12 protein-coding genes are annotated in these 18,703 nt (G+C 68.5%); 6 read left to right on the plus strand and 6 right to left on the minus strand.

Annotated features, from left to right (window positions below; genetic code table 11):
- The first annotated feature begins 123 nt into the window (after window positions 1–123).
- Both eccCa and ABZ370_RS43290 read left to right on the plus strand, forming a co-directional pair.
- Window positions 124–4,077 carry a type VII secretion protein EccCa gene (eccCa, locus tag ABZ370_RS43285; protein ID WP_358633876.1) on the plus strand — a complete coding sequence of 1,318 codons (3,954 nt, stop codon included), beginning with the start codon at window positions 124–126 and terminating at the stop codon, window positions 4,075–4,077.
- 27 nt (window positions 4,078–4,104) lie between these two features.
- Entirely contained in the window at window positions 4,105–5,217 is a 1,113-nt protein-coding gene (locus ABZ370_RS43290) for a hypothetical protein (RefSeq protein ID WP_358633879.1), read from the plus strand.
- A 74-nt stretch (window positions 5,218–5,291) separates the two neighbouring features.
- Here the strand turns inward: ABZ370_RS43290 and ABZ370_RS43295 are convergent, their stop codons facing one another.
- From ABZ370_RS43295 to eccB, 6 genes are all read right to left on the minus strand, one after another.
- The gene (locus ABZ370_RS43295; RefSeq protein ID WP_358633882.1) at window positions 5,292–5,588 is read right to left on the minus strand and encodes a WXG100 family type VII secretion target; all 297 of its coding nucleotides are present in this window, start codon (window positions 5,586–5,588) and stop codon (window positions 5,292–5,294) included.
- Between the two features lie 72 nt (window positions 5,589–5,660).
- The gene (locus ABZ370_RS43300) at window positions 5,661–6,041 is read right to left on the minus strand and encodes a WXG100 family type VII secretion target (protein WP_358633885.1); all 381 of its coding nucleotides are present in this window, start codon (window positions 6,039–6,041) and stop codon (window positions 5,661–5,663) included.
- A gap of 150 nt (window positions 6,042–6,191) precedes the next feature.
- Window positions 6,192–7,436: a S8 family serine peptidase gene (locus ABZ370_RS43305; RefSeq protein WP_358633888.1), complete on the minus strand. Its 1,245-nt coding sequence runs from the start codon at window positions 7,434–7,436 to the stop codon at window positions 6,192–6,194.
- Window positions 7,437–8,934: 1,498 nt separating this feature from the next.
- Window positions 8,935–9,405, minus strand: coding sequence for a hypothetical protein (locus ABZ370_RS43310; RefSeq protein WP_358633891.1), 471 nt, complete (start codon window positions 9,403–9,405; stop codon window positions 8,935–8,937).
- 244 nt (window positions 9,406–9,649) lie between these two features.
- Complete coding sequence (mycP, locus tag ABZ370_RS43315) at window positions 9,650–10,942, minus strand: type VII secretion-associated serine protease mycosin (protein WP_358633894.1); 1,293 nt, start codon at window positions 10,940–10,942, stop codon at window positions 9,650–9,652.
- Between the two features lie 3 nt (window positions 10,943–10,945).
- Entirely contained in the window at window positions 10,946–12,511 is a 1,566-nt protein-coding gene (gene eccB, locus ABZ370_RS43320) for a type VII secretion protein EccB (RefSeq protein WP_358633897.1), read from the minus strand.
- 182 nt (window positions 12,512–12,693) lie between these two features.
- On the opposite strand from eccB, the gene eccE reads away from it, so the two are divergent.
- The 4 genes from eccE to ABZ370_RS43340 all read left to right on the plus strand — a co-directional run bounded on the left by eccE (window position 12,694) and on the right by ABZ370_RS43340 (window position 18,607).
- Window positions 12,694–14,037, plus strand: a complete 1,344-nt coding sequence (gene eccE / locus ABZ370_RS43325) for a type VII secretion protein EccE (protein WP_358633900.1) — start codon at window positions 12,694–12,696, stop codon at window positions 14,035–14,037.
- Window positions 14,037–14,831, plus strand: a complete 795-nt coding sequence (locus tag ABZ370_RS43330; protein ID WP_358633903.1) for a hypothetical protein — start codon at window positions 14,037–14,039, stop codon at window positions 14,829–14,831. Before eccE ends, ABZ370_RS43330 begins: the two co-directional genes overlap by 1 nt.
- A 97-nt stretch (window positions 14,832–14,928) precedes the next feature.
- Window positions 14,929–15,159, plus strand: a complete 231-nt coding sequence (locus ABZ370_RS43335) for a DUF397 domain-containing protein (protein ID WP_358633906.1) — start codon at window positions 14,929–14,931, stop codon at window positions 15,157–15,159.
- A 553-nt stretch (window positions 15,160–15,712) separates the two neighbouring features.
- Window positions 15,713–18,607, plus strand: a complete 2,895-nt coding sequence (locus ABZ370_RS43340) for an SCO5717 family growth-regulating ATPase (protein ID WP_358633909.1) — start codon at window positions 15,713–15,715, stop codon at window positions 18,605–18,607.
- Window positions 18,608–18,703: the final 96 nt, after the last annotated feature.

The raw sequence follows: 18,703 nt of genomic DNA on the forward strand, positions 1-18,703 counted from the left end.
GCGGCCACCCTACCCGGGCCGTGCAGCCAATACGTCGATAGGATCACCCCTCGCGGAGGGAGGCCGTCGCCACGGGGGTGCCGGACGAGAACTGTCCCGCCGCGCTGAGGGATGAGGGATTCGGTGAGCCAGGTCGTCGTCAAGCGCCAGCCGCGGGCTCTGCCGCCCGAGGTGCCGACCGAGGAACTCCGCCTCGAACCGCCTCCGGAACTGCCGCGCGGGCAGCAAGAGGGCATCTTGATGCAGCTGTTGCCGACACTCGGCATGGGCTCGTCGATGGTCTACTTCTTCATGCCGGGCGCTCAGCCCATGATGAAGATCATGGGCGTGATGATGATGTTCTCCACGCTCGGCATGACCATCGCGATGATCATGCGGCACCGGCGGGGCTCCCAGGGCCAGATGGCGGACATGCGCCGCGACTACCTCAAGTACCTGGCGCAGACCCGCAGAACGGTACGGAAGACGGCGCGGCGGCAGCGCGACGCGCAGTACTACCTGCACCCCGCCCCCGAACAGCTCTGGGCAGTCGTCGCCGAGGGCAGCCGGGTGTGGGAACGGCGTCTGACCGACAAGGACTTCGGCCAGATGCGCGTCGGACTCGGACCGCAGCAGCTCGCCACTCCCCTGGTCGCCCCCGACACCGCCACCGTCGACGATCTGGAGCCGCTGACGGCGGGCGCGATGCAGAAGTTCCTCGCGACCCAGGGGTCGCTGGACGGCATGCCCATGGCCGTCTCGCTGCGCGCCTTCTACCACATGACGGTGTCCGGAGTGCCGGAGTACGCGCACGGGGCCACCCGGGCGCTCATCGCCCAGCTGGCCACGCTGCACTCGCCGGAGGACCTGGTCATCGCGGTGGTCGCCGCCCGCGGGGCGGCGGAACAGTGGGAGTGGACCAAGTGGCTCCCGCATGTGCAGGTGGCGGGCGCGGTCGACGGCGCCGGCTCGCGGCGGCTTTTCAGCGACTCGCTGGCCGAGCTGGAAGAACTGCTCCAGGGCCGTCTGGAGGGACGCAGCCGGTTCAGCCGGGACGCGCAGCCCGCCCTCGACCAGCCGCATCTCCTGGTCGTGCTGGACGGTGGGATCGTGCCGCCGGACTCGATGTTCGCAGCGCCCGAAGGCTTGCAGGGGGTGACCGTCATCGAGGTGGTGGCGGGTGAGCTCGACGAGCCGCGCGGCGGGCTGTCGGTCGTCGTACGCCCGGGCAAGCTGCACCTGTTTTCACAGGTCGCGGCATACGACGGCACCCCGGACCTGCTGTCCGCGGAGGCCGCGGAAGCACTGGCGCGTCAGCTCGCCCCGCTGCGTATGGGCGGGGGCGACGACGACGAGCCGCTGCTCGCCAACCTCGACTTCACCGATCTGCTGGGGCTGGGGGACGCGGGCTCCGTGGACGTGTCCCGCACCTGGCGGCCGCGCTCCCTGGCCGAGCGGCTGCGGGTGCCGATCGGCATCACGGAGGACGGCTCACCGGTCATGCTGGACCTCAAGGAGGCCGCCCAGGAGGGCATGGGCCCGCACGGTCTGTGCGTCGGCGCGACGGGTTCCGGCAAGTCCGAACTGCTGCGGACCCTCGTGCTGGGTCTCGCGGTGACCCACTCGTCGGAGACCCTGAACTTCGTTCTGGCGGACTTCAAGGGCGGCGCGACCTTCGCCGGGATGTCCGAACTCCCCCATGTGGCGGCGGTCATCACCAACCTTTCGGACGACCTGACGCTGGTCGACCGCATGCGCGACTCGATCAGCGGTGAGCTTCAGCGGCGTCAGGAGCTGCTGAGGTCGGCTGGCAACTACGCGAACGTGCATGACTACGAGAAGGCCCGTGCCGCCGGAGCTCCACTGGAGCCGCTGTCCTCACTCGTCCTGGTGATCGACGAGTTCAGTGAGCTGTTGACGGCGAAGCCGGACTTCATCGAAATGTTCATCCAGATCGGCCGTATCGGCCGATCGCTGGGCGTGCACCTGCTCCTGGCCTCACAGCGGCTGGAGGAGGGACGGCTGCGCGGTCTGGAGACGTACCTCTCGTACCGCATCGGTCTGCGTACCTTCTCCGCCTCGGAGTCGCGTACGGCCCTGGGAGTACCGGACGCCTATCACCTGCCGTCCGTGCCCGGCTCCGGCTACCTGAAGTTCGGGACCGACGAGATGACCCGCTTCAAGGCGGCGTACGTCTCGGGCACCTACCGCACCCGTACCCGCACCGAACTGGACGGCTCGTCGCTGCCGGTCGAACGGCGGCCGGTGCTCTTCACCGCGGGCGCCGTCCCCGTGACGTACACGACGCCCGACCCCGCGGCGCTGATCAACCCGGCCCGGCAGGAAGACGACGCGCTGGCCGAAACGGTCCTGGACGTGATCGTGGGCCGCCTGGAAGGACAGGGACAGCCGGCCCACCAGGTCTGGCTGCCGCCCCTGGACAAGGCCCCGTCCCTGGACGAACTGCTGCCGCCGCTCGCCACGACCCCGGAGCGTGGTCTGCAGTCGGCGGACTACGCCCGGCCCGGCGGGCTGGTCGTCCCCATCGGCCTCATCGACAAGCCGGTCGAACAGCGCCGCGACATCCTCTACCGCGACTTCTCGGGAGCCGCCGGCCACATGCTGGTGGTGGGCGGCCCGCAGTCCGGCAAGTCGACCCTGATGCGCACCCTGGTCTCGGCCTTCGCCCTCACCCACACCCCGGCCGAAGTGCAGTTCTACGGGCTCGACTTCGGTGGTGGCGGCCTGAGCACCGTCACCGACCTGCCGCACGTGGGCGGAATCGCCTCGCGCCTGGACCCGGAGAAGGTGCGGCGCACCATCGCCGAGGTCGCCGGTGTCCTGGCACGCCGCGAGGAGTACTTCCGCACCCAGAACATCGACTCCATGAGCACCTACCGGCGGCAGCGGGCGGCCGGGCAGCACGCCAACCAGGGGTGGGGCGATGTCTTCCTGGTCGTGGACGGCTGGGCCAACTTCAAGGCCGAGTACGACATGCTCGAAGGCATCGTCAGCGACATCGCCGGCCGCGGCCTGGGCTACGGCGTTCACATCGTCATCACCGCCTCCCGCAACATGGAGGTCCGGGCATCGCTCAAGGACCAGCTCCTCAACCGCCTGGAGCTGCGCCTCGGCGACACGATGGACTCGGAGTTCGACCGCAAGGTCGCCGCGAACGTCCCGGCCGGCGTGCCGGGTCGCGGCCAGATGCCGGAGAAGCTGCACTTCATGGGCGCCCAGCCGCGCATCGACACCGGCCATGACCCCGACGGCATGACGGACGCGACCGCGGAGATGGTCCGCGCCGTGGGCGCCGCCTGGTCCGGCGCATCCGCTCCCCGCGTCCGCCTGCTGCCGCGCAAGCTCCGCGCCGACGAACTCCCGAAGGGCTTCGAATACCCGCAGCACGGCATCGCGATCGGTATCGACGAGAACAACCTCGAGCCGGTCTTCGTCGACTTCGAAACCGACCCCTTCTTCGTCATCTTCGGTGAGAGCGAATCGGGCAAGACCTCCCTCATCCGCCTCATCGCCAAGCAGATCACCGAACGGTACGGTCCGGACGAGGCCAAGATCGTGGTCGGCGACTACCGCCGCTCCCTGCTCGGCGTCATCCCCGACAGCCACCTTCTGGAATACGCGCCGATCGCTTCCGCACTGGAACTCCACGCCGGCGCGCTGAACAGCCTCATGGAACGGCGCGCCCCGAAGCCCGACATCACCCCGCAGCAACTGCGGGACCGCAGCTGGTGGAGCGGCCCCCAGTTCTTCGTCATCGTCGACGACTACGAACTCGTCTCCAGCGGCAGCGGCAACCCCCTGTCCGTCCTCACGGAGAACCTCCCCTTCGCGCGCGACGTCGGCATGCGCTTCATCATCGCCCGCAGCTCGGCGGGTGCGTCGCGCTCGATGTTCGAGTCCTTCATGCAGCGGGTGAAGGAACTCGGCGCCCAGGGAATGGTGCTGTCAGGAGACCCCGGCGAAGGCGACGTCCTCGGCGGCATCCGCCCCCGCCCCATGCCCCCGGGCCGCGGCTACTTCGTCTCCCGCAAGCGGGGCATTCCCCTCACCCAGGTGGGCTGGCTGCCCGAGCAGTAACAGAACTGGTCCTGGGGAAACACCCCTGTGAAGACCTCTGTACAGCGTCGGCTCAGCATCGGGTCGGCAATCACCGTCTGCCTGGTGGCTATCGCCGGTGGCACTTTCTACTTCACCGGCGGCTACGCGAAGTGGCGCGACGGCAGGTCCCTGAACGAGGCCTGCGGAGGTGTCGTTCCGAAGGACGAAGCTCGCACGGGATTTGGCAGCGACCACGTCCGCGCCGAGTCGGATACCACGCGGTACTTCCCGGGCGGTGAGGACGGGCGCATCACGAACTGCTATGTCGAAGACCCGGACAACGGCAAGACCATCACGGTGGACATGCACTGGAGTTCACAGGCGGAGCGGGTGGCATCGGCCATCAAGCACGACTCCCTCACCGCTGTCGGCGGTGGCGCCGTCCCCATGGGGCGAGGGTGGCCGGGCACCGTGGTGTCGGATGAAGGTCTGTACGGCGGCATGGAGCTCGGATGCCGCAACAAGAAGGGCGAGAGTCTCCTCGTCAGCACCTACGCATTCGATAACCTCCTCGATCCCGCGAACCCGGGCGAAGGCCGCGCGGCCTTCGCCCGGGTGACGAGCGGCATAGCGAAGAGCGCTGACGAGAAGTTCAATTGCGACGCCCCCTCGGGCAACGTCATCAAGAAAATCGCCCCCAACCCGCCGCAGAACCCGACCCCGGTCGCCCAGGCCGAGGGAACCTGTTCCGCGGTGGCCAAGCTGAACCTCAAGGGCCACAAGCTGGAGTCGGTTGCGGAAGCCCCCGTTGACCCGACTTCCCCAGCGGAGGACTGCTACCTGAACAACGCGAAGGGCGAGCCGGCGTACAGGCTGACCGCCCTCTACGGGAGCTTCGCCAAGAACGTGCGCGACAAATCGTCGAGCTTCGAGCTCCACGATTCCCTCGGCGCCGGTGAGGACTCGGGTGCCGACGCGAAAACCCACCGCGCTTACGGAAATGCCCGCTGCCCGGAGGGCCTGGGTACGGGTCTCTACACCCTGTCGGGACTCTCCTGGAGGACGCAGGGCGAACCTTCCCTGAAAAAGCCCGACCCCGCGTTCGAGCGAGCCACACTGAAGGCGTTCGCTCAGCAGTCCGCCAAGCGCCACGGCTGTAGCGGACTCCAGACTCCATGATGGAGCTCAGGCCGCCGGTGAACTGAGAAAAGGGGGTGGGCAACCGTGCGACGGTTGCCCACCCCCAGACAGGCTCAAAACGTGATGTCCTCGAACATCTGGGCCGACTTCTTGTCAGTAAGGTGGTAGTCCGCCTTACTTTCATGCAGGAGCTTCGCGACGTGCTTCAGGGTGTGATCGATGTGGGCGGCCCTGGCGTTGAACTGCCTCTCAGCCGCCAGCATCATCGTGTGGGCTTCGCCCTCCCAGCCGTCGGTAACCTTCTTCACGGCAGCCACGATGTCATCGATCTGCTTGCGCACTACCTGCGCGCCCTTTTCGATGTCGCTGGCGGTCGAGTCCATTGAGCTGTAATTGACCTTGAGGTCCATGCCATCTCCGGTGTTGTGTCGGATGTGTCGATCGACCTGGCCCTAGAGGACCTCGACGACCGCGTTCAGTCTTTACTGACCGTACAGATCGATCTTGCTAATGCCAGTAGACTGACTGCCAGGGTCGAGCTGTCCGCCGGCGGCACTACCGTTGACGTCGACCTTCTGGAGCTTTCCTGCAATCTCGCCGTCGTTGGCACCACTGGAGCGGTGGGTGAGAACCACTGCCTCATGAATGCCCTTGATCAACTTCTGCAGAGCCTCGTGGTCGAGATTCAGATCCGACTGCGCCTTCTGAAACGCGTTGGCGCCGTCACCCTTCCAGGCCGCCTCTACCGTGGCAACGGCATTCGCCAGAGTCTTCAAGTTGGTCGCGAGCTCGGAGCCAATCTGCTCGATTGACGCCTCGAAGCTCTGGAATGCTGCGTCGCTAACGTGCTGAGAGCCCGACATATTCCACCTTCCCCCATGATGTGTTGGTGAGTCGAGATGGGGTTTCTTACCTCAACTCACCCTGTCAGAGCTTCCTACCGAGTCCGGCGGGAAGCAGCAACCCCTCGCTCGCCATTCGCACGTGTTTCGCTTACGGAAAGCGAGGCGATGTCAGTACTGGCTGCCACGGCGCCTCACCATGACAACGGCCACGGCAGCAACCACGACGGCAGCCCCCGCTCCCAAGGCGACCCAAAGACCGGTATTGCCACCCTCGCTCGACTTGGCGTCAGCAGCGGTTTCCTTACCTGCCTGCTGATCGGAAGCCTGGTTGTTCGAATCGGATGGCTGCGGTTGGGTGCCGCCAGACTTCGAAGCGGAAGGGGACGGGTCCGGCGTGGTCGCCCCCTCGCGCTCGAGCAGCGGGTTCACGTCCGCCGGGCCCGGCTTCCCCTTACCGTCGAGCAAGACCTGAGCGGGTCGGATGATGCCGTATCCGATGTACCGGCTCGGAACCTTTCCCTTTGGCTTGTTCGCAGTTTGCATCATGACCCGGAGGACCTGGTTGTTGGTCCAGCTGGGATGCTTCGACCAGATGAGTGCGGCGGACGCGGATGCCAGGGCAGCGGCCGGGCTTGTCCCTTTAGTGTTGCAGAGCGCCTTCATGCCCTCACAACGCCCTGGAATATCTTCGCCCGGCGCCGCCAAGGCTACTTGGGGACCAAAGGTGGACAACTTGGCCACAGCACCACTGGAATTCACCGCACCTACGCCGACCACTCCGGGAATATTTGCAGGATAACCGGACTCATTGCTCTGGTCTCCATCATTTCCCGACGAAGCAAAAATCAACTTTCCCTTCGACATGGCATAATCAACCGCACGCCTGGTATAAGGGGCGTCCTCGCTGGGTCCCGGAGCGCCCATCGAAATGTTGATCACCTTGGCGCCATTATCGACCGCAAACCGGATGGATTTACCCATTACCTCATCGGCGGCAAATATCTTCCCCGCTTGATTCTTTACAGGGAGAATTTTGGCATCAGGAGCCACGCCCTGAATTCCGCCACTGGCCCCCGTTCCCGCAATAAGGGAGGCCATTCGCGTGCCGTGCCCCTCGGTATCATCAGCGGTGTTTGTCGAATTACCCATCATGTTTTTACCGCTCAAAACACGCCCGCGAAGCTCCGGAACCCCACGGTCAACGCCACTGTCCACAACAGCGACAGTCACGCCACTTCCTGTCGCCACCTCCTGCATCTGGTCAACTTTCATGGCGTCCAGATACCACTGACGGGACCGCACGTCTTCAGCCGATGCGGCCGGGGCTGTTCCAGCCCAACAAGTCAGTGCCGCCGTAAGCAGTACGAGCGAGCGCTGCGCGTTACTCCGCGCGGCTCGAATCGGGATCGGCATGGCGTGTGGCTCTCCTCAACTTACTGCGGAACTCATGTCGCTAGTCGACAACTGGAGGAACAGTGTCACGCCGCCCCAGAGTCCAGGTCTCTTCATCTTCGACCAGGTAGTCGGGCGCCTCGCCCGTCTCGTGATCGGCCCTAGCTGTGCTGATGCGTGATGAGGGGACTGGCGTTCCTGCCTGGCCTCCCCTGACAAGACCCGCGCCACCGGGAGTGAACTCAGTTCGACCCCGGCTGGAGTTACGAGGATTCGCGACGGAACCTCCGGATTCCAAAACCGAGCGGCGCTCCGACCCCTGCCGATCAGTCGCCGGACTGCCGGGCCTGCCCCCCTCAGAGACAAACGGAGTCCGCGGCGGATTCACTTGTCCACCGGATTCCGAGGTAAGCCGACGTTCCGGCGTGGATCTACCCGTAATCGACTGTCCGCCCCGGGTGTTGGGGGGACCGCCACCCACTACCGGCCCTCGTGGCATCGACGTTCTCTCTTCACCGATCACCGTCGAACGAGGCAGTCTCGGCCCACTGTTCAACGGACGCTGCTTCCCACCGACGATCCCCTCAGTGTTCCCGGTCCGAGGCAGGACGGGACCCCTGGGGATTGACGTACTGGTAATGGGCTTTTCACCCGAAGGACCAAGACTCCTAGGGGTGGGGCCGATACGCGGCGAAAGCGGCTTCGCGGTTGAAGTGGGTGGCCCTGGCCTCATTGGCGCGGGCGGCAATGTCACTTCCCGTCGCGTCTCTGGAGGACGGTTAGTCGGCGGAGCGTCGCCAAGCCGTCGCTCGGCGGCGTCCGGCGGCGTCAGAGTTTTCGCCCCGTCAATGGCAGTACGGGTGTCCTGGCCAGCGTCCTGAGCAACACGAGTCCGAGGTTCGGAGACGCTGGACCCATCCGGCTGAACCTTGGCATCCGAAGCTGTCGCGTAGGTTTCGGCCCCGGGAGATGAACCGTATGCCTGGCCCACGTCCAGGTGATCGTCGGGAAAGGCCAGCGGCTTGAACCTCGGCTCCTCCCGCGCCTTGATTTCATCATTCGCGAACCGGTAATACGAGGTCACCCGCTCCAGCTGATGAATGGCCGCCTGCTTGTTCGTCGTCGCGTCCTTCTGGAGCGCGTCGTCCAGGTCGGGGTCCCCATGAGCTTCGGCCACGTCCACCGGCTTGGGGACGGCCTTCTGTGCTTCCCTCAACGCCTGGCCCGCCGCGGCCATCTGATCGCCCACAACCGCCGCGTACTGAGCGAGTTTCATGACCTCGCCGGCGAACTCACGCGTCCAGTCGCGGAACCCATCCGCCCCCTCGCCGTCCCATTCCACCCGCTCCGCGTACCCACGCAGGCCGAGCCCGATGGCGTCGATCCTGGGGCTCGCGTCACCCACCGCGGTCCCCGCGCTGGTCAGCTTGTCCGGGTCGGCGTCAGCGACCAACGCGTGCAGCTCCGCAAGAGACATGCCCTCGAAGTCCGAGCTTGCCATTGCCCCCACTCCCCGCTACTAGCCGAAGGTCTCGTCCGACGTACCGCTCTTGCCCGTGCCCGTACCGGCAGCGTTGGCGTCGTCGGCCGACCGCCCCTGCTGAGGATCCGTCTTGTCGTAGTAGTTCTGCGCGCGCTTGTGGATCTCTCGCAGCCGGGCTGCCTGCTCGGAATCGATACTGTCGTAGCCGCGATCGGAAATCTGAACGGCGACGCCAAGCGCTTCGAGCTGGTCACCGAGGATCTGTGAGAGTTCTTCGAGACGGGTGTGGACCTTCTGGTAGCTCCCCGCCAGTTCTTCAGCCGCTGGAAACTTCCCGTAGGCCGCCGCCGCGATCCGATGCCGACTGATCGCGCTCTTCGCCGCCGGCGACTCCTCGAGGTCCTTCAGCATCTTGTCGAGCTGCTTCTTGAAGTAGGCCAGCGTCTCGGCCTTCTTCGATATGCCCGAGCCGACGTTGAGTCCAGGCCGTGCCCCCGCCTCACCCACGACTCTCCCCGTTCATCAGCCCCGTCCTCCCCGTGCGACGTCACGTCGCCCATCCAGCACTGTATCCCCCGAACAGCCCAGCCCCAACTACGTATCGGCGGCAACTCTTCGACACTTCCGTTACATACTCCGGCGATATCGACGACCACATCCATCACCCAATTGCCCCGCCATGTCGCATTTCGTCATGCCGACAACGAAGAATCCAATGTATAAGCACCCTCGGACATCGCCATGAGTACTTCTACTCAGATGCGGCGGACGGACGGCGGCGGCGGTTTCGTTCGTTGACGACCGCCGCGCAGCCCGCGAGGAAGGCGACGAGGACGGCGGCGGTGCCCAGGGTGTAGGTCGCGAGGCGTTCCTTCCGCTCCTGGGGGGTCTCGCCGAGGATCATGGGCGCACCGTCGGGGGCGTCGACGTTGTCGGCGGCTCCCTTGTCGGGGGTGACGCGGTCGAGGGGGGCGTCGTCCTCGGTGAGGGCGCGGACGGGGTCGACGACACCCCAACCGACGAACCGGTCATGGTGGTTGACCACGCGTTCGGCTGTCTGCCCGATCTGGGCGACGACCTGGCGCGGCTTCCAGTCGGGATGCTTCGCCCGGATCAGGGCGGCGACGCCGGCGACGTAGGGGGCGGAGAAGCTCGTGCCGTTGTCGACGCACTGGCCGCCCTTGGGGACCGTGGAGACCATCTCGACACCGGGCGCCGCCACGTCGACGAAGTCACCGGACTGGGAGAACGGGGCGCGCTCGTTGTTGCGGTCCGAGGCGCCGACCGCGAGAACGCCGTCGTAGGCGGCCGGGTAGGTCTCCTTGACCTTGCCGTCGAGCCCGTCGTTTCCGGCCGAGGCGACCACGACGACATTCTTGTTCAGCGCGTCCTGGACCGCCCGCTGCAGATTGTTGTTGGCTTCGAGCGGTTTGACGGTGTCCTGGGAGATGTTGATGACACCGGCCCCCGCCGCGACCGCCCGGTCGATGGCGATGGCCATGGTGTCGGTGGTGCCGGACCCCTTTTCGTCGTTCTGCCGAATCGGAATGATCTTGGATTCGGGTGCGATGCCGACGAATCCGGTGCCGGAGTGAGGGCGTGCCGCGATGATGCCCGCCACCTTGGTGCCGTGGCCGACCGAATCGTCCGTGCCGTCGCCCTTCTTCCCCTTGGAAAGGCTCTTCTTGCCGCCCTTGCGGACCTCGCTGCCGTCGCTCGTGTCGACCGCGTCCTTGAGCTGCCGGTTGGTGTTGTCCACCCCGGTGTCGATCACCGCGACCTTGACGGGACGGCCCTCGGCGTCTTTCCCCTTGGTGTCCTGCCACAGCTGGTCGAGAAGAACGCGTTGCAGCGACCAGGGCGTGCCCTTGATCTGCTTGGCGGGGTAGGTGCATTCACCGCTGCCCGCGAGGGACATGTCCTGGACGTGCGGCGCCGGGGGCGGACCGGCTGCCGTGGTCAGCGCCGTGAGGAGCATGGCCGCCGACAGAGCGAATGGTTTGGTCACGCTCCACACCGACTTCGTGTTCATCGAGTGCCCCATGTCTCACGACCCCTGCGGCTGCCTGGCGCTGTTGTAGTCGAGCCGTGGCCCCGTCGGCAGGAATCCGGACCAGTTGGCGGGCACCGGAACGGGTTTCGCGCCTTCGTAACCGAGGCTCCGCTGGGCCCTGTTCACATCCTGCTGGGACTCGGCGGTCGCGGCCTTCCCGGTTTTGTCCTCCCCGCCGATCTTGGACTTCCCCGAATCGCTGTCGTTGTTGGACGGAACCGCGTAGCGAAGGCCGGTGTCCGTCACCAGGAAGACCGGGCCGTCCTTGATCTGGCGGCCGGTGACCTGGCGGTAGAGGAGCCCCGAGCCCGGGGTGACGTAGGCACTGGTGGCGCCGTCCGGGATGGTGGCGGGGAAGTTCGTGCCGGCCCAGGTGGTCAGCTTCGGATCGCCCTCGGGGGTCACTCCGTTGAAGATGTTGCAGCTGGTGTCGCGGGCGCTCCCGCCCGCCGCGCCATTGACGGAGTTGGACTGATCCGGGATTTCGCCGGGCCAGTGGTTGGTGCCGTAGAACTCGTCGGGGTCCGGGTTGAACGAGCCCGGCTTCACCCGCACCGCCGAGCTCGCGTCGTTGATGGAGCTCTTGCTGCGCATCAGGAGCTTGGCGACGAACTCCGAGACGCGCTGCACCTTGTCCCGCAGCACCACGTACTTCTGCGTTCCGGTTCCGCTCGGCGCTTCGATGACCATGCCGACCCGGTTGGCCCGCTCACCCAGGCTCGGGATTCCGGCGTCACCGCCGATCGAGCCGGGGACCTGCGGGAAGTCGATGGGGGAGCCGTCCCGGAGGGTGGCCAGCCAGTCGCTGGTCACCCGCTGGGGCCGGGCGCCGTCATGGAAGATCGAGCGAAGCAGGAGACTCGTGTCCGCGGTGGGTTTCTGCTTCCAGTCCGGGCCGCCGATCAGGTACTTGGTGCCGTTCGGGGACACCACATAACGGGCGCCGTCCTGACCCTCTACGTAGAGGGCCTGGCCGCCCCGCAGCGCCTGGGGGCCACGGAGCTTCTTCAGCTTGGGATCGCGTTCCGAGAAGACGAAGACCGCCTTCTGCGTGGTCTTCCCATTGCCGCCCGGCTGTTCGCAAACCGCCCACGCCTTTTGCTTCTTCGCCTCATCGGACGTCGGCATGCGGTCCGGTGCGTACGGGATGCCGATGGTGGGGCCGCGCGGGATGTGCCCGTTGTCCAGCTCGGTTTCCTTCACCTTGAGGATGCCGGACTTTCCCGGCTCGAGGAGGAGCTTGGCGGAGGCGAAGTTGAGTACCGGGTGGAGCTGGACCTTCCCGTCGGTCTTGAGGACGACATAGCGGGTAGTCGAGTCGCTGCCCACGATGACATGCGAGGCGACATCGTCCCAGCCCTTGGGCGCGACCGGCTTGAACATCCCCCAGGCCCCGAACCCCGCAAGAATCAGGGCACCGACGATGACACCGGGGAGAGCCGCCCGCAGGGGACGCGGCGCGCCCTCCTCGGTACCGCTGAGCGTAGGTTGCAGAAATGCCGCGACTGTCCGCTTCTTCGCAAAGGTATAGGCGTTGAGTTCATCCCGCCGTGATGCCATGTTTAGCCGCTTCTCCCCGGTTTTCGGCCTCGGTAGTCAGGTGGCCTGCCCTCGGTCCTGGTGTCGTACCGACCCTCTACTATGCCGGTAGTGAATTGACTCATGTAGCCCGGGGACACTCGTGAGCACACCCAACGACCGGGCTGTTCGGGCGGGTTTCAGACTTTAAGGGGCTGACGGGGATGGCTGCCGCCACGCGCGGACGCAGCGCGAGGAGCGCGTCCGGCCGACAAACACCGACCGGATACGGCTCGGGATCATCTGCCCCCACTCCCCCGCAGGCGACGGCCCCGGCCTCCGTCACCCCGCGGCTGATGTCCCGGCCCGGCAGCATGGGCCCCCTGCGGCTGCAGCAGCTCGTGCTGGTGGAAGTGGCCGCCGCGCTCGTGCTCGTCGCCTGGGTCGTCGACAAGCTGCTCGTGGTGCCCGCCGCGGTCGTCGGCGTGGTCCTCGTCCTCCTCGCCGTGGTCCACCGCCATCAGCAGCCGGTACCGGAGTGGCTCAGCACCACGGGTGCGCTGCGCAGGCGGCAGCGACAGGCCGCGAAGCCGGTCGACTCGGACACGGACCCCGGTTTCACACCTGCCGTGGAGTGCGAACCGGCTCTGCGCACCCTTACGTTCACCGACCGGGAGCGGCGCGCGGTGGGCCTGGTCGGGGACGGCACCTTCCTGACCACCGTGCTGCGGGTCGAGGCGGTGGACTCGCCCCTGCGTCCGCCGCGCGCACAGCGCCCGCTGCCGATGGCACTGCTGCGCGACGCCATGGACGTGGACGGGATTCTGCTGGAGTCGGTGCAGATCGTGCAGCACGCGCTGCCCGCGCCCACGCCCGACCTGTCGGCGCAGACCGTCCCCGTGCGCAACTACGGGCCGCTGCAGGAGCGGACCGGCGCGCCGTCGGTCCGTCTGACCTGGGTGGCTCTGAAGTTCGACCCGGAGCTGTGCCCGGAGGCCGTCGCCGCGCGCGGCGGGGGCATGGAAGGCGCACAGCGGTGCGTGCTGCGTGCCGCGGATCAGCTGTCGAGCAGGCTCCAAGGGGCCGGTTTCGGCGTGACGCTGCTGTCGGAGGAAGGCGTGACCGCCGCGGTCGCGACCGCGGCGAGCGTGAATCCGAGGGCAACCGCCCAGGCCCGGCAGACGAACACGCACAACCGGCGCACGCTGGAGAGCGCACGGGCCTGGCGCTGCGACGACCGCTGGCACACCACGTACTGGATCGGCCGCTGGCCACAGCTGGGGCCGGGGGGCGCGCCGCTGCCGCAGCTGGCGGCGCTGCTCACCTCGCTGCCCGCGCTCGCGACGACCCTGAGCCTCACCTTGCGCCGGGGCGGCACGCAGGGCGGTCGGCACGCGCCGACGGTGGCCGGGCACGTACGGATCACCGGCCGCAGCGCGGATGACCTGGTCGCATTGCGGCGGGAGCTGCAGCGCACCGCCCGCGGGGTGCGGATGGGGCTCGTACGGCTGGATCGCGAGCAGGTACCCGGTGTACTCGCCACTCTGCCCCTGGGAGGGACCCGCTGATGGCCACGCCCACGAGCGTCTTCAACGGGCCGTCGCCCGCCCCGGCGGCAGGGCCCGGCCTGGCCCCTGGTCAGGCGGCCACCGCACCGCGCAGGCAGCGGAGGGGGTTCGGGCTCATCGGGCCGCGGCGGCAGCGGCACGAGCTGTCGCCCGAGCAGTTCGACGCGCTGTCTCTGCCCGTCGGCGACGACGGTGTGATCATCGGGGTCGGTGCGCGTGACCAACCGGCGGTGCTCGGCCTGCACCGCCCCATGCCCTTCAACGTCGTGCTGATCGGGGGGCTGTGGACGGCGCACGTGCTCGGGCTGCGCACGGTCGCCACGGGCGCCCGGGTCACCGTCGAGACCGGTCGCCAGCACATGTGGACCTCACTGGCGCAGGCGGCGAACAGCGGCCATCAGAGCCTCACGCTTCATGACGTGGGCCGGGTGCCACCGCAGGGACCCTCGATCGGCAGCCCGGTCCTGGTGATCCGTGACGCGGGTATGCGTCCGCCCCGCGGGCGGGTGACGTCGGCTCCCTGGCAGTCGGTGCTGACGCTGTTGCCGTACCTCAGCCCGGTCGCCCCGCGGTTGATGGAGAACGCCGACCTGGTCGGCATCCAGCGGGTGTCGCCCGATGAGGCCGCCCAGGTCGGGCGGATCATGGGGCTGCCGTCGGCAGACGTCGAGTCGCTGTCCGCTCTGCCGGACGGAGTCACTCTTTGGTGTGATCGTCAGTCGCGGGTATACGTGGCGACGCATCCGACCGACGTGGAATCCGGGCTGCTGGGGGCGGCCCGCCGGATGGACTGACGGTGTTCGATTGCCGCCGCGTGCAGGGTGGATGAGACTGTCGACAAGGTCTGTGCGGGTGCGGGCACCCGCAGTAACGGGAAGGGATTCTCCACCGATGGCTGACGCCAAAGAGAAGGCTGAGCTGTACGCGCTCGACATCTCCGATGTCACGTGGCACAGCGCGCCGGACAGCACCACCGAAGAACGTGTGGAGATCGCTTATCTTCCGAACGGGGCCGTGGCCATGCGGAATTCCGCCGACCCCGGCACGGTGCTGCGCTACACGGAGGCCGAGTGGCGTGCGTTCGTGCTCGGTGCGCGGGACGGCGAGTTCGACGTGCGCTGAGCCGGTTCGGTGAAGTGCTGAGGGGGCGGACACCGTGCGGTGCGCCCCCTTTCCTTCGGGGAGGACCGCAGCCGGGGCACAGGCCAGCGTCTCCTTCGCGGCGTCCCTGCCGGGGTGCGGGCAGTCCATCGGTTTCCGCCGCGGTTGCCCTCGTTCCGCTGCTGTCGCCTTGTACGCGGCGTTTGTTTCCCGGAGCGCCTCGTCTTCCGCCCTCTCGCCCTGCCGACGGGTACGCGGCGGCAGAATCTCGACCCCCGTCGTGCGATTATCAGCAGGTCATGAGCCCCTACCCGGTGGTCCAGCGGTTGTCGAGTGCGGCCCGGTCACGGTCCCTCCGGAAGACCGTGAGGTAGCGGACAGGGCGAGTACCGGGACGGGCCTGCCATAGGGTCCCTCATGGTGATTAGGCTTGGTGTGCGCACGGTGACGAACCTGATCAGGTGTCCCCGGCGCCGCAAAAGGGGAAAGCCGAACGGTCGGACGACAGTAGCGATCGGCAACAGATCGGCCTCGCCATGAATTTCAAGGGTGTTCGACCACACCAGGAGGCATTGTGAGCAGCGATCGGGACGAGATCCGCACGGGCGGAACCACACCCGGCGATGATCGGTCCGACGCCGAGACCGAGCACACCGGCGAGTTCACCATCGACTACACGCCACCTGCCTGGTACACGCAGAACGCTTCGCCGTCGGCACCACCCGCCGCGGGGACCGGGGCGGACACGGGGGGCGGGGCGGCGCCGCCTCCTCCGCCGCCGGTGGGCAACCCGGTGCACGTGCCCGGACCGCCGGAGCCGGAGGGCTTCCAGACGTGGACGCCTCCGCCAGAGGCGCCTTCCGTCGAGCCCGCGCCCGCTGATGCCTCCGTGCACCAGGCCGCGCCGGACGGGACCGCGGAGGACGCGGGGGACGCGGAGGCCGGATCGCGGGGCGACGAGGCCGACGGAACACCCTCTTTGTCCGGCTTCGCCGCAAGCCCGGCCGCTCCGGCCCCGGCTGACGGCACGCCGGAAGGCGACCGGGTCGAGCAGCACGCTTCCGATCTTCCCGACGCCGCCGCGGACGAGGACGACGACTACGCGCTGGCGCCCGCCGCGCCCCCGCCGGTCGCCGCCCCCGATGCCACCCCCGAGACCGGTGCCGGTGCCGACAGTGGCGCCGACGAGGGCGACGGCGTGCCGAGCGACTCCACAGTGCGGTTCTCCACCGCCTCGATGCGGCGCGAGATCGCGGAGCGGAAGCAGGCCGCCGACGCGGAAGCCGCCGCCGGGTCGGACGGTGACGCCGAGGCCGGAAGCGGCGACGTGCGCAGCGAGGGCACCATGCGCTTCTCCGCGGCATCGCTGCGCCGGGAGGCCGAGGAGCGCGCCGAGGCCGAGCGGCAGGACGGGGCGTCCGGCTCCACGGCGCCGCAGGAGACGGGCAACAACTGGGCACCGCCCGCCGCTCCGCAGTCCGGGCTGCCGCCGCTGCCGCCCGACTTCCAGCCCGCCGCGCCGGAGTCGGGCGGTACGGGCGGCGGTCCGGCACCGGTTCCGGAGCAGCGTACGGGCGGGCCCGGCGCGGCCGGTGGTCCGCTGCCGCCGCAGACCGGGCCGTGGGCGCCGCCGGCGGCGGGCCCGCAGGGCCAGCCCGCCCCCGGCCCGGCCGCCGGGCCGCCCGGGCCGCAGCCCCCGGCGCCGAACCCGGCCCCCGCGCAGGGTGGTTACCCTCACGGCGGCCCCGCCGCGCCGGGTCCGCACGGGCCCCAGGGTCCCCAGGGGCCGCAGAGTGCGCAGCAGAACCCGCAGGGGCCCCAGGCACCGCCGCCCCCGCAGGCGCCTCAGGCCCCACAGGCACCGCAGTACGGCTACCCGCACCCCGGTGCGCCCGGGCAGCCTCCGGCGCCCACGCCGGACGGATACGGCTATCCGCGTCCCGACGCGGGGCAGCCGTATCCCAGCCCCCAGCAGGGCCAGGGGCCGTACCCGCCGCCCGCGCCCGCCCCGCAGCACCACCAGCCGCCACAGCCGCAGCCGCCACAGCCGCAGGACGGCTACGCCTACCCGCGCCCCGACGCCGCCGCCCCCGCCGCCGATCCCCGTAGCGGCGGCTGGCCCGCCGCCGCGCCCGACCAGCGGCCGGGTGCCGGACAGGGCAACGCGGGCGCCCCGCTCGGGTACACGGCGGCGGTCGAGCTGTCGTCCGACCGGCTCATCCGCGGGAAGCAGAAGCCCAAGAAGAACAACGCCGTCGGTTCGCGGTTCAAGCTCGGCAGCAAGAAGGAGGAGGCGGAGAGGCAGCGCAAGCTGGAGCTGATCCGTACGCCGGTGCTCTCGTGCTACCGCATCGCGGTGATCAGCCTCAAGGGCGGCGTCGGCAAGACCACGACGACCACCGCGCTCGGCTCGACCCTGGCCACCGAGCGCCAGGACAAGGTCATCGCGATCGACGCCAACCCCGACGCGGGCACGCTCGGCCGCCGGGTGCGGCGTGAGACCGGCGCGACCATCCGCGACCTGGTCACCGCGATCCCGTACCTCAACAGCTATATGGACATCCGGCGGTTCACCTCGCAGTCGTCCTCCGGGCTGGAGATCCTCGCCAACGACGTGGACCCGGCGGTCTCGACGACGTTCAACGACGACGACTACCGCCGCGTCATCGACATCCTGGGCAAGCAGTACCCGATCATCCTCACCGACTCGGGCACCGGTCTGCTCTACAGCGCGATGCGCGGGGTGCTCGACCTCGCCGACCAGCTGATCATCATCTCCACGCCCTCCGTGGACGGTGCGAGCAGCGCGAGCACCACGCTCGACTGGCTGTCCGCGCACGGTTACGCCGACCTCGTGTCGCGCTCGATCACGGTCATCTCGGGGGTCCGCGAGACCGGCAAGATGATCAAGGTCGAGGACATCGTGTCGCACTTCGAGACCCGCTGCCGCGGGGTGGTCGTCGTGCCGTTCGACGAGCATCTGTCGGCGGGCGCCGAGGTGGACCTCGACATGATGCGCCCGAAGACCCGGGAGGCGTACTTCAACCTCTCCGCCATGGTCGCCGAGGACTTCTCCCGCGCGCAGCAGGCACAGGGGCTGTGGACGGCCGGGGAGGGCGCCCAGCCGCCGCAGCAGGCCCCGCCGCTGCCCGGGCACGGTCAGCAGCCCTACCCGGGGGCGTACGCGCCTCAGCAGCCGCAGCAGGGCCAGCAGCCGCCGCCGTACGGGTACGGCTATCCGCAGCAGGGGCCGCCGCAGCAGCCCGGCGGCTACCCCCAGCCGGGACAGCCGGGACAGCCCGGTCAGCCCGGACCGCAGCAGGGCTGGCAGCAGCCGCCGCACCAGGCACAGCAGCCGCCCCAGCCCGGCCAGCCCTGGCAGCCCGGCCCCCAGCAGGGGCAGGGGCAGCAGCCCCCGCAGCAGGGGCAGCCGTGGCAGCACCAGCCGCCACCCCCGCCGCAGCAGTAGCCCGCACAAAAGGCGATCGCCCCGCCGGACCGGTAGTGGGGACCGGGGGGGGGGGGGGGGGCGGCTGGGGTGGTGAGGGGGGGGGGCGGGGGGGGC

Source organism: Streptomyces sp. NPDC005962, assembly GCF_040629205.1.
Classification (GTDB): Bacteria; Actinomycetota; Actinomycetes; order Streptomycetales; family Streptomycetaceae; genus Streptomyces.

What these genes read in the sequence shown, in the direction of transcription:
- ABZ370_RS43295 (WP_358633882.1), bottom strand. Translation starts at nt 5,588, where the DNA reads ATGGACCTCAAGGTCAATTACAGCTCAATGGACTCGACCGCCAGCGAC.
- ABZ370_RS43300 (WP_358633885.1), bottom strand. Translation starts at nt 6,041, where the DNA reads ATGTCGGGCTCTCAGCACGTTAGCGACGCAGCATTCCAGAGCTTCGAG.
- ABZ370_RS43305 (WP_358633888.1), bottom strand. Translation starts at nt 7,436, where the DNA reads ATGCCGATCCCGATTCGAGCCGCGCGGAGTAACGCGCAGCGCTCGCTC.
- mycP (WP_358633894.1), bottom strand. Translation starts at nt 10,942, where the DNA reads ATGGGGCACTCGATGAACACGAAGTCGGTGTGGAGCGTGACCAAACCA.
- eccB (WP_358633897.1), bottom strand. Translation starts at nt 12,511, where the DNA reads ATGGCATCACGGCGGGATGAACTCAACGCCTATACCTTTGCGAAGAAG.
- eccE (WP_358633900.1), top strand. Translation starts at nt 12,694, where the DNA reads ATGGCTGCCGCCACGCGCGGACGCAGCGCGAGGAGCGCGTCCGGCCGA.
- ABZ370_RS43330 (WP_358633903.1), top strand. Translation starts at nt 14,037, where the DNA reads ATGGCCACGCCCACGAGCGTCTTCAACGGGCCGTCGCCCGCCCCGGCG.
- ABZ370_RS43335 (WP_358633906.1), top strand. Translation starts at nt 14,929, where the DNA reads ATGGCTGACGCCAAAGAGAAGGCTGAGCTGTACGCGCTCGACATCTCC.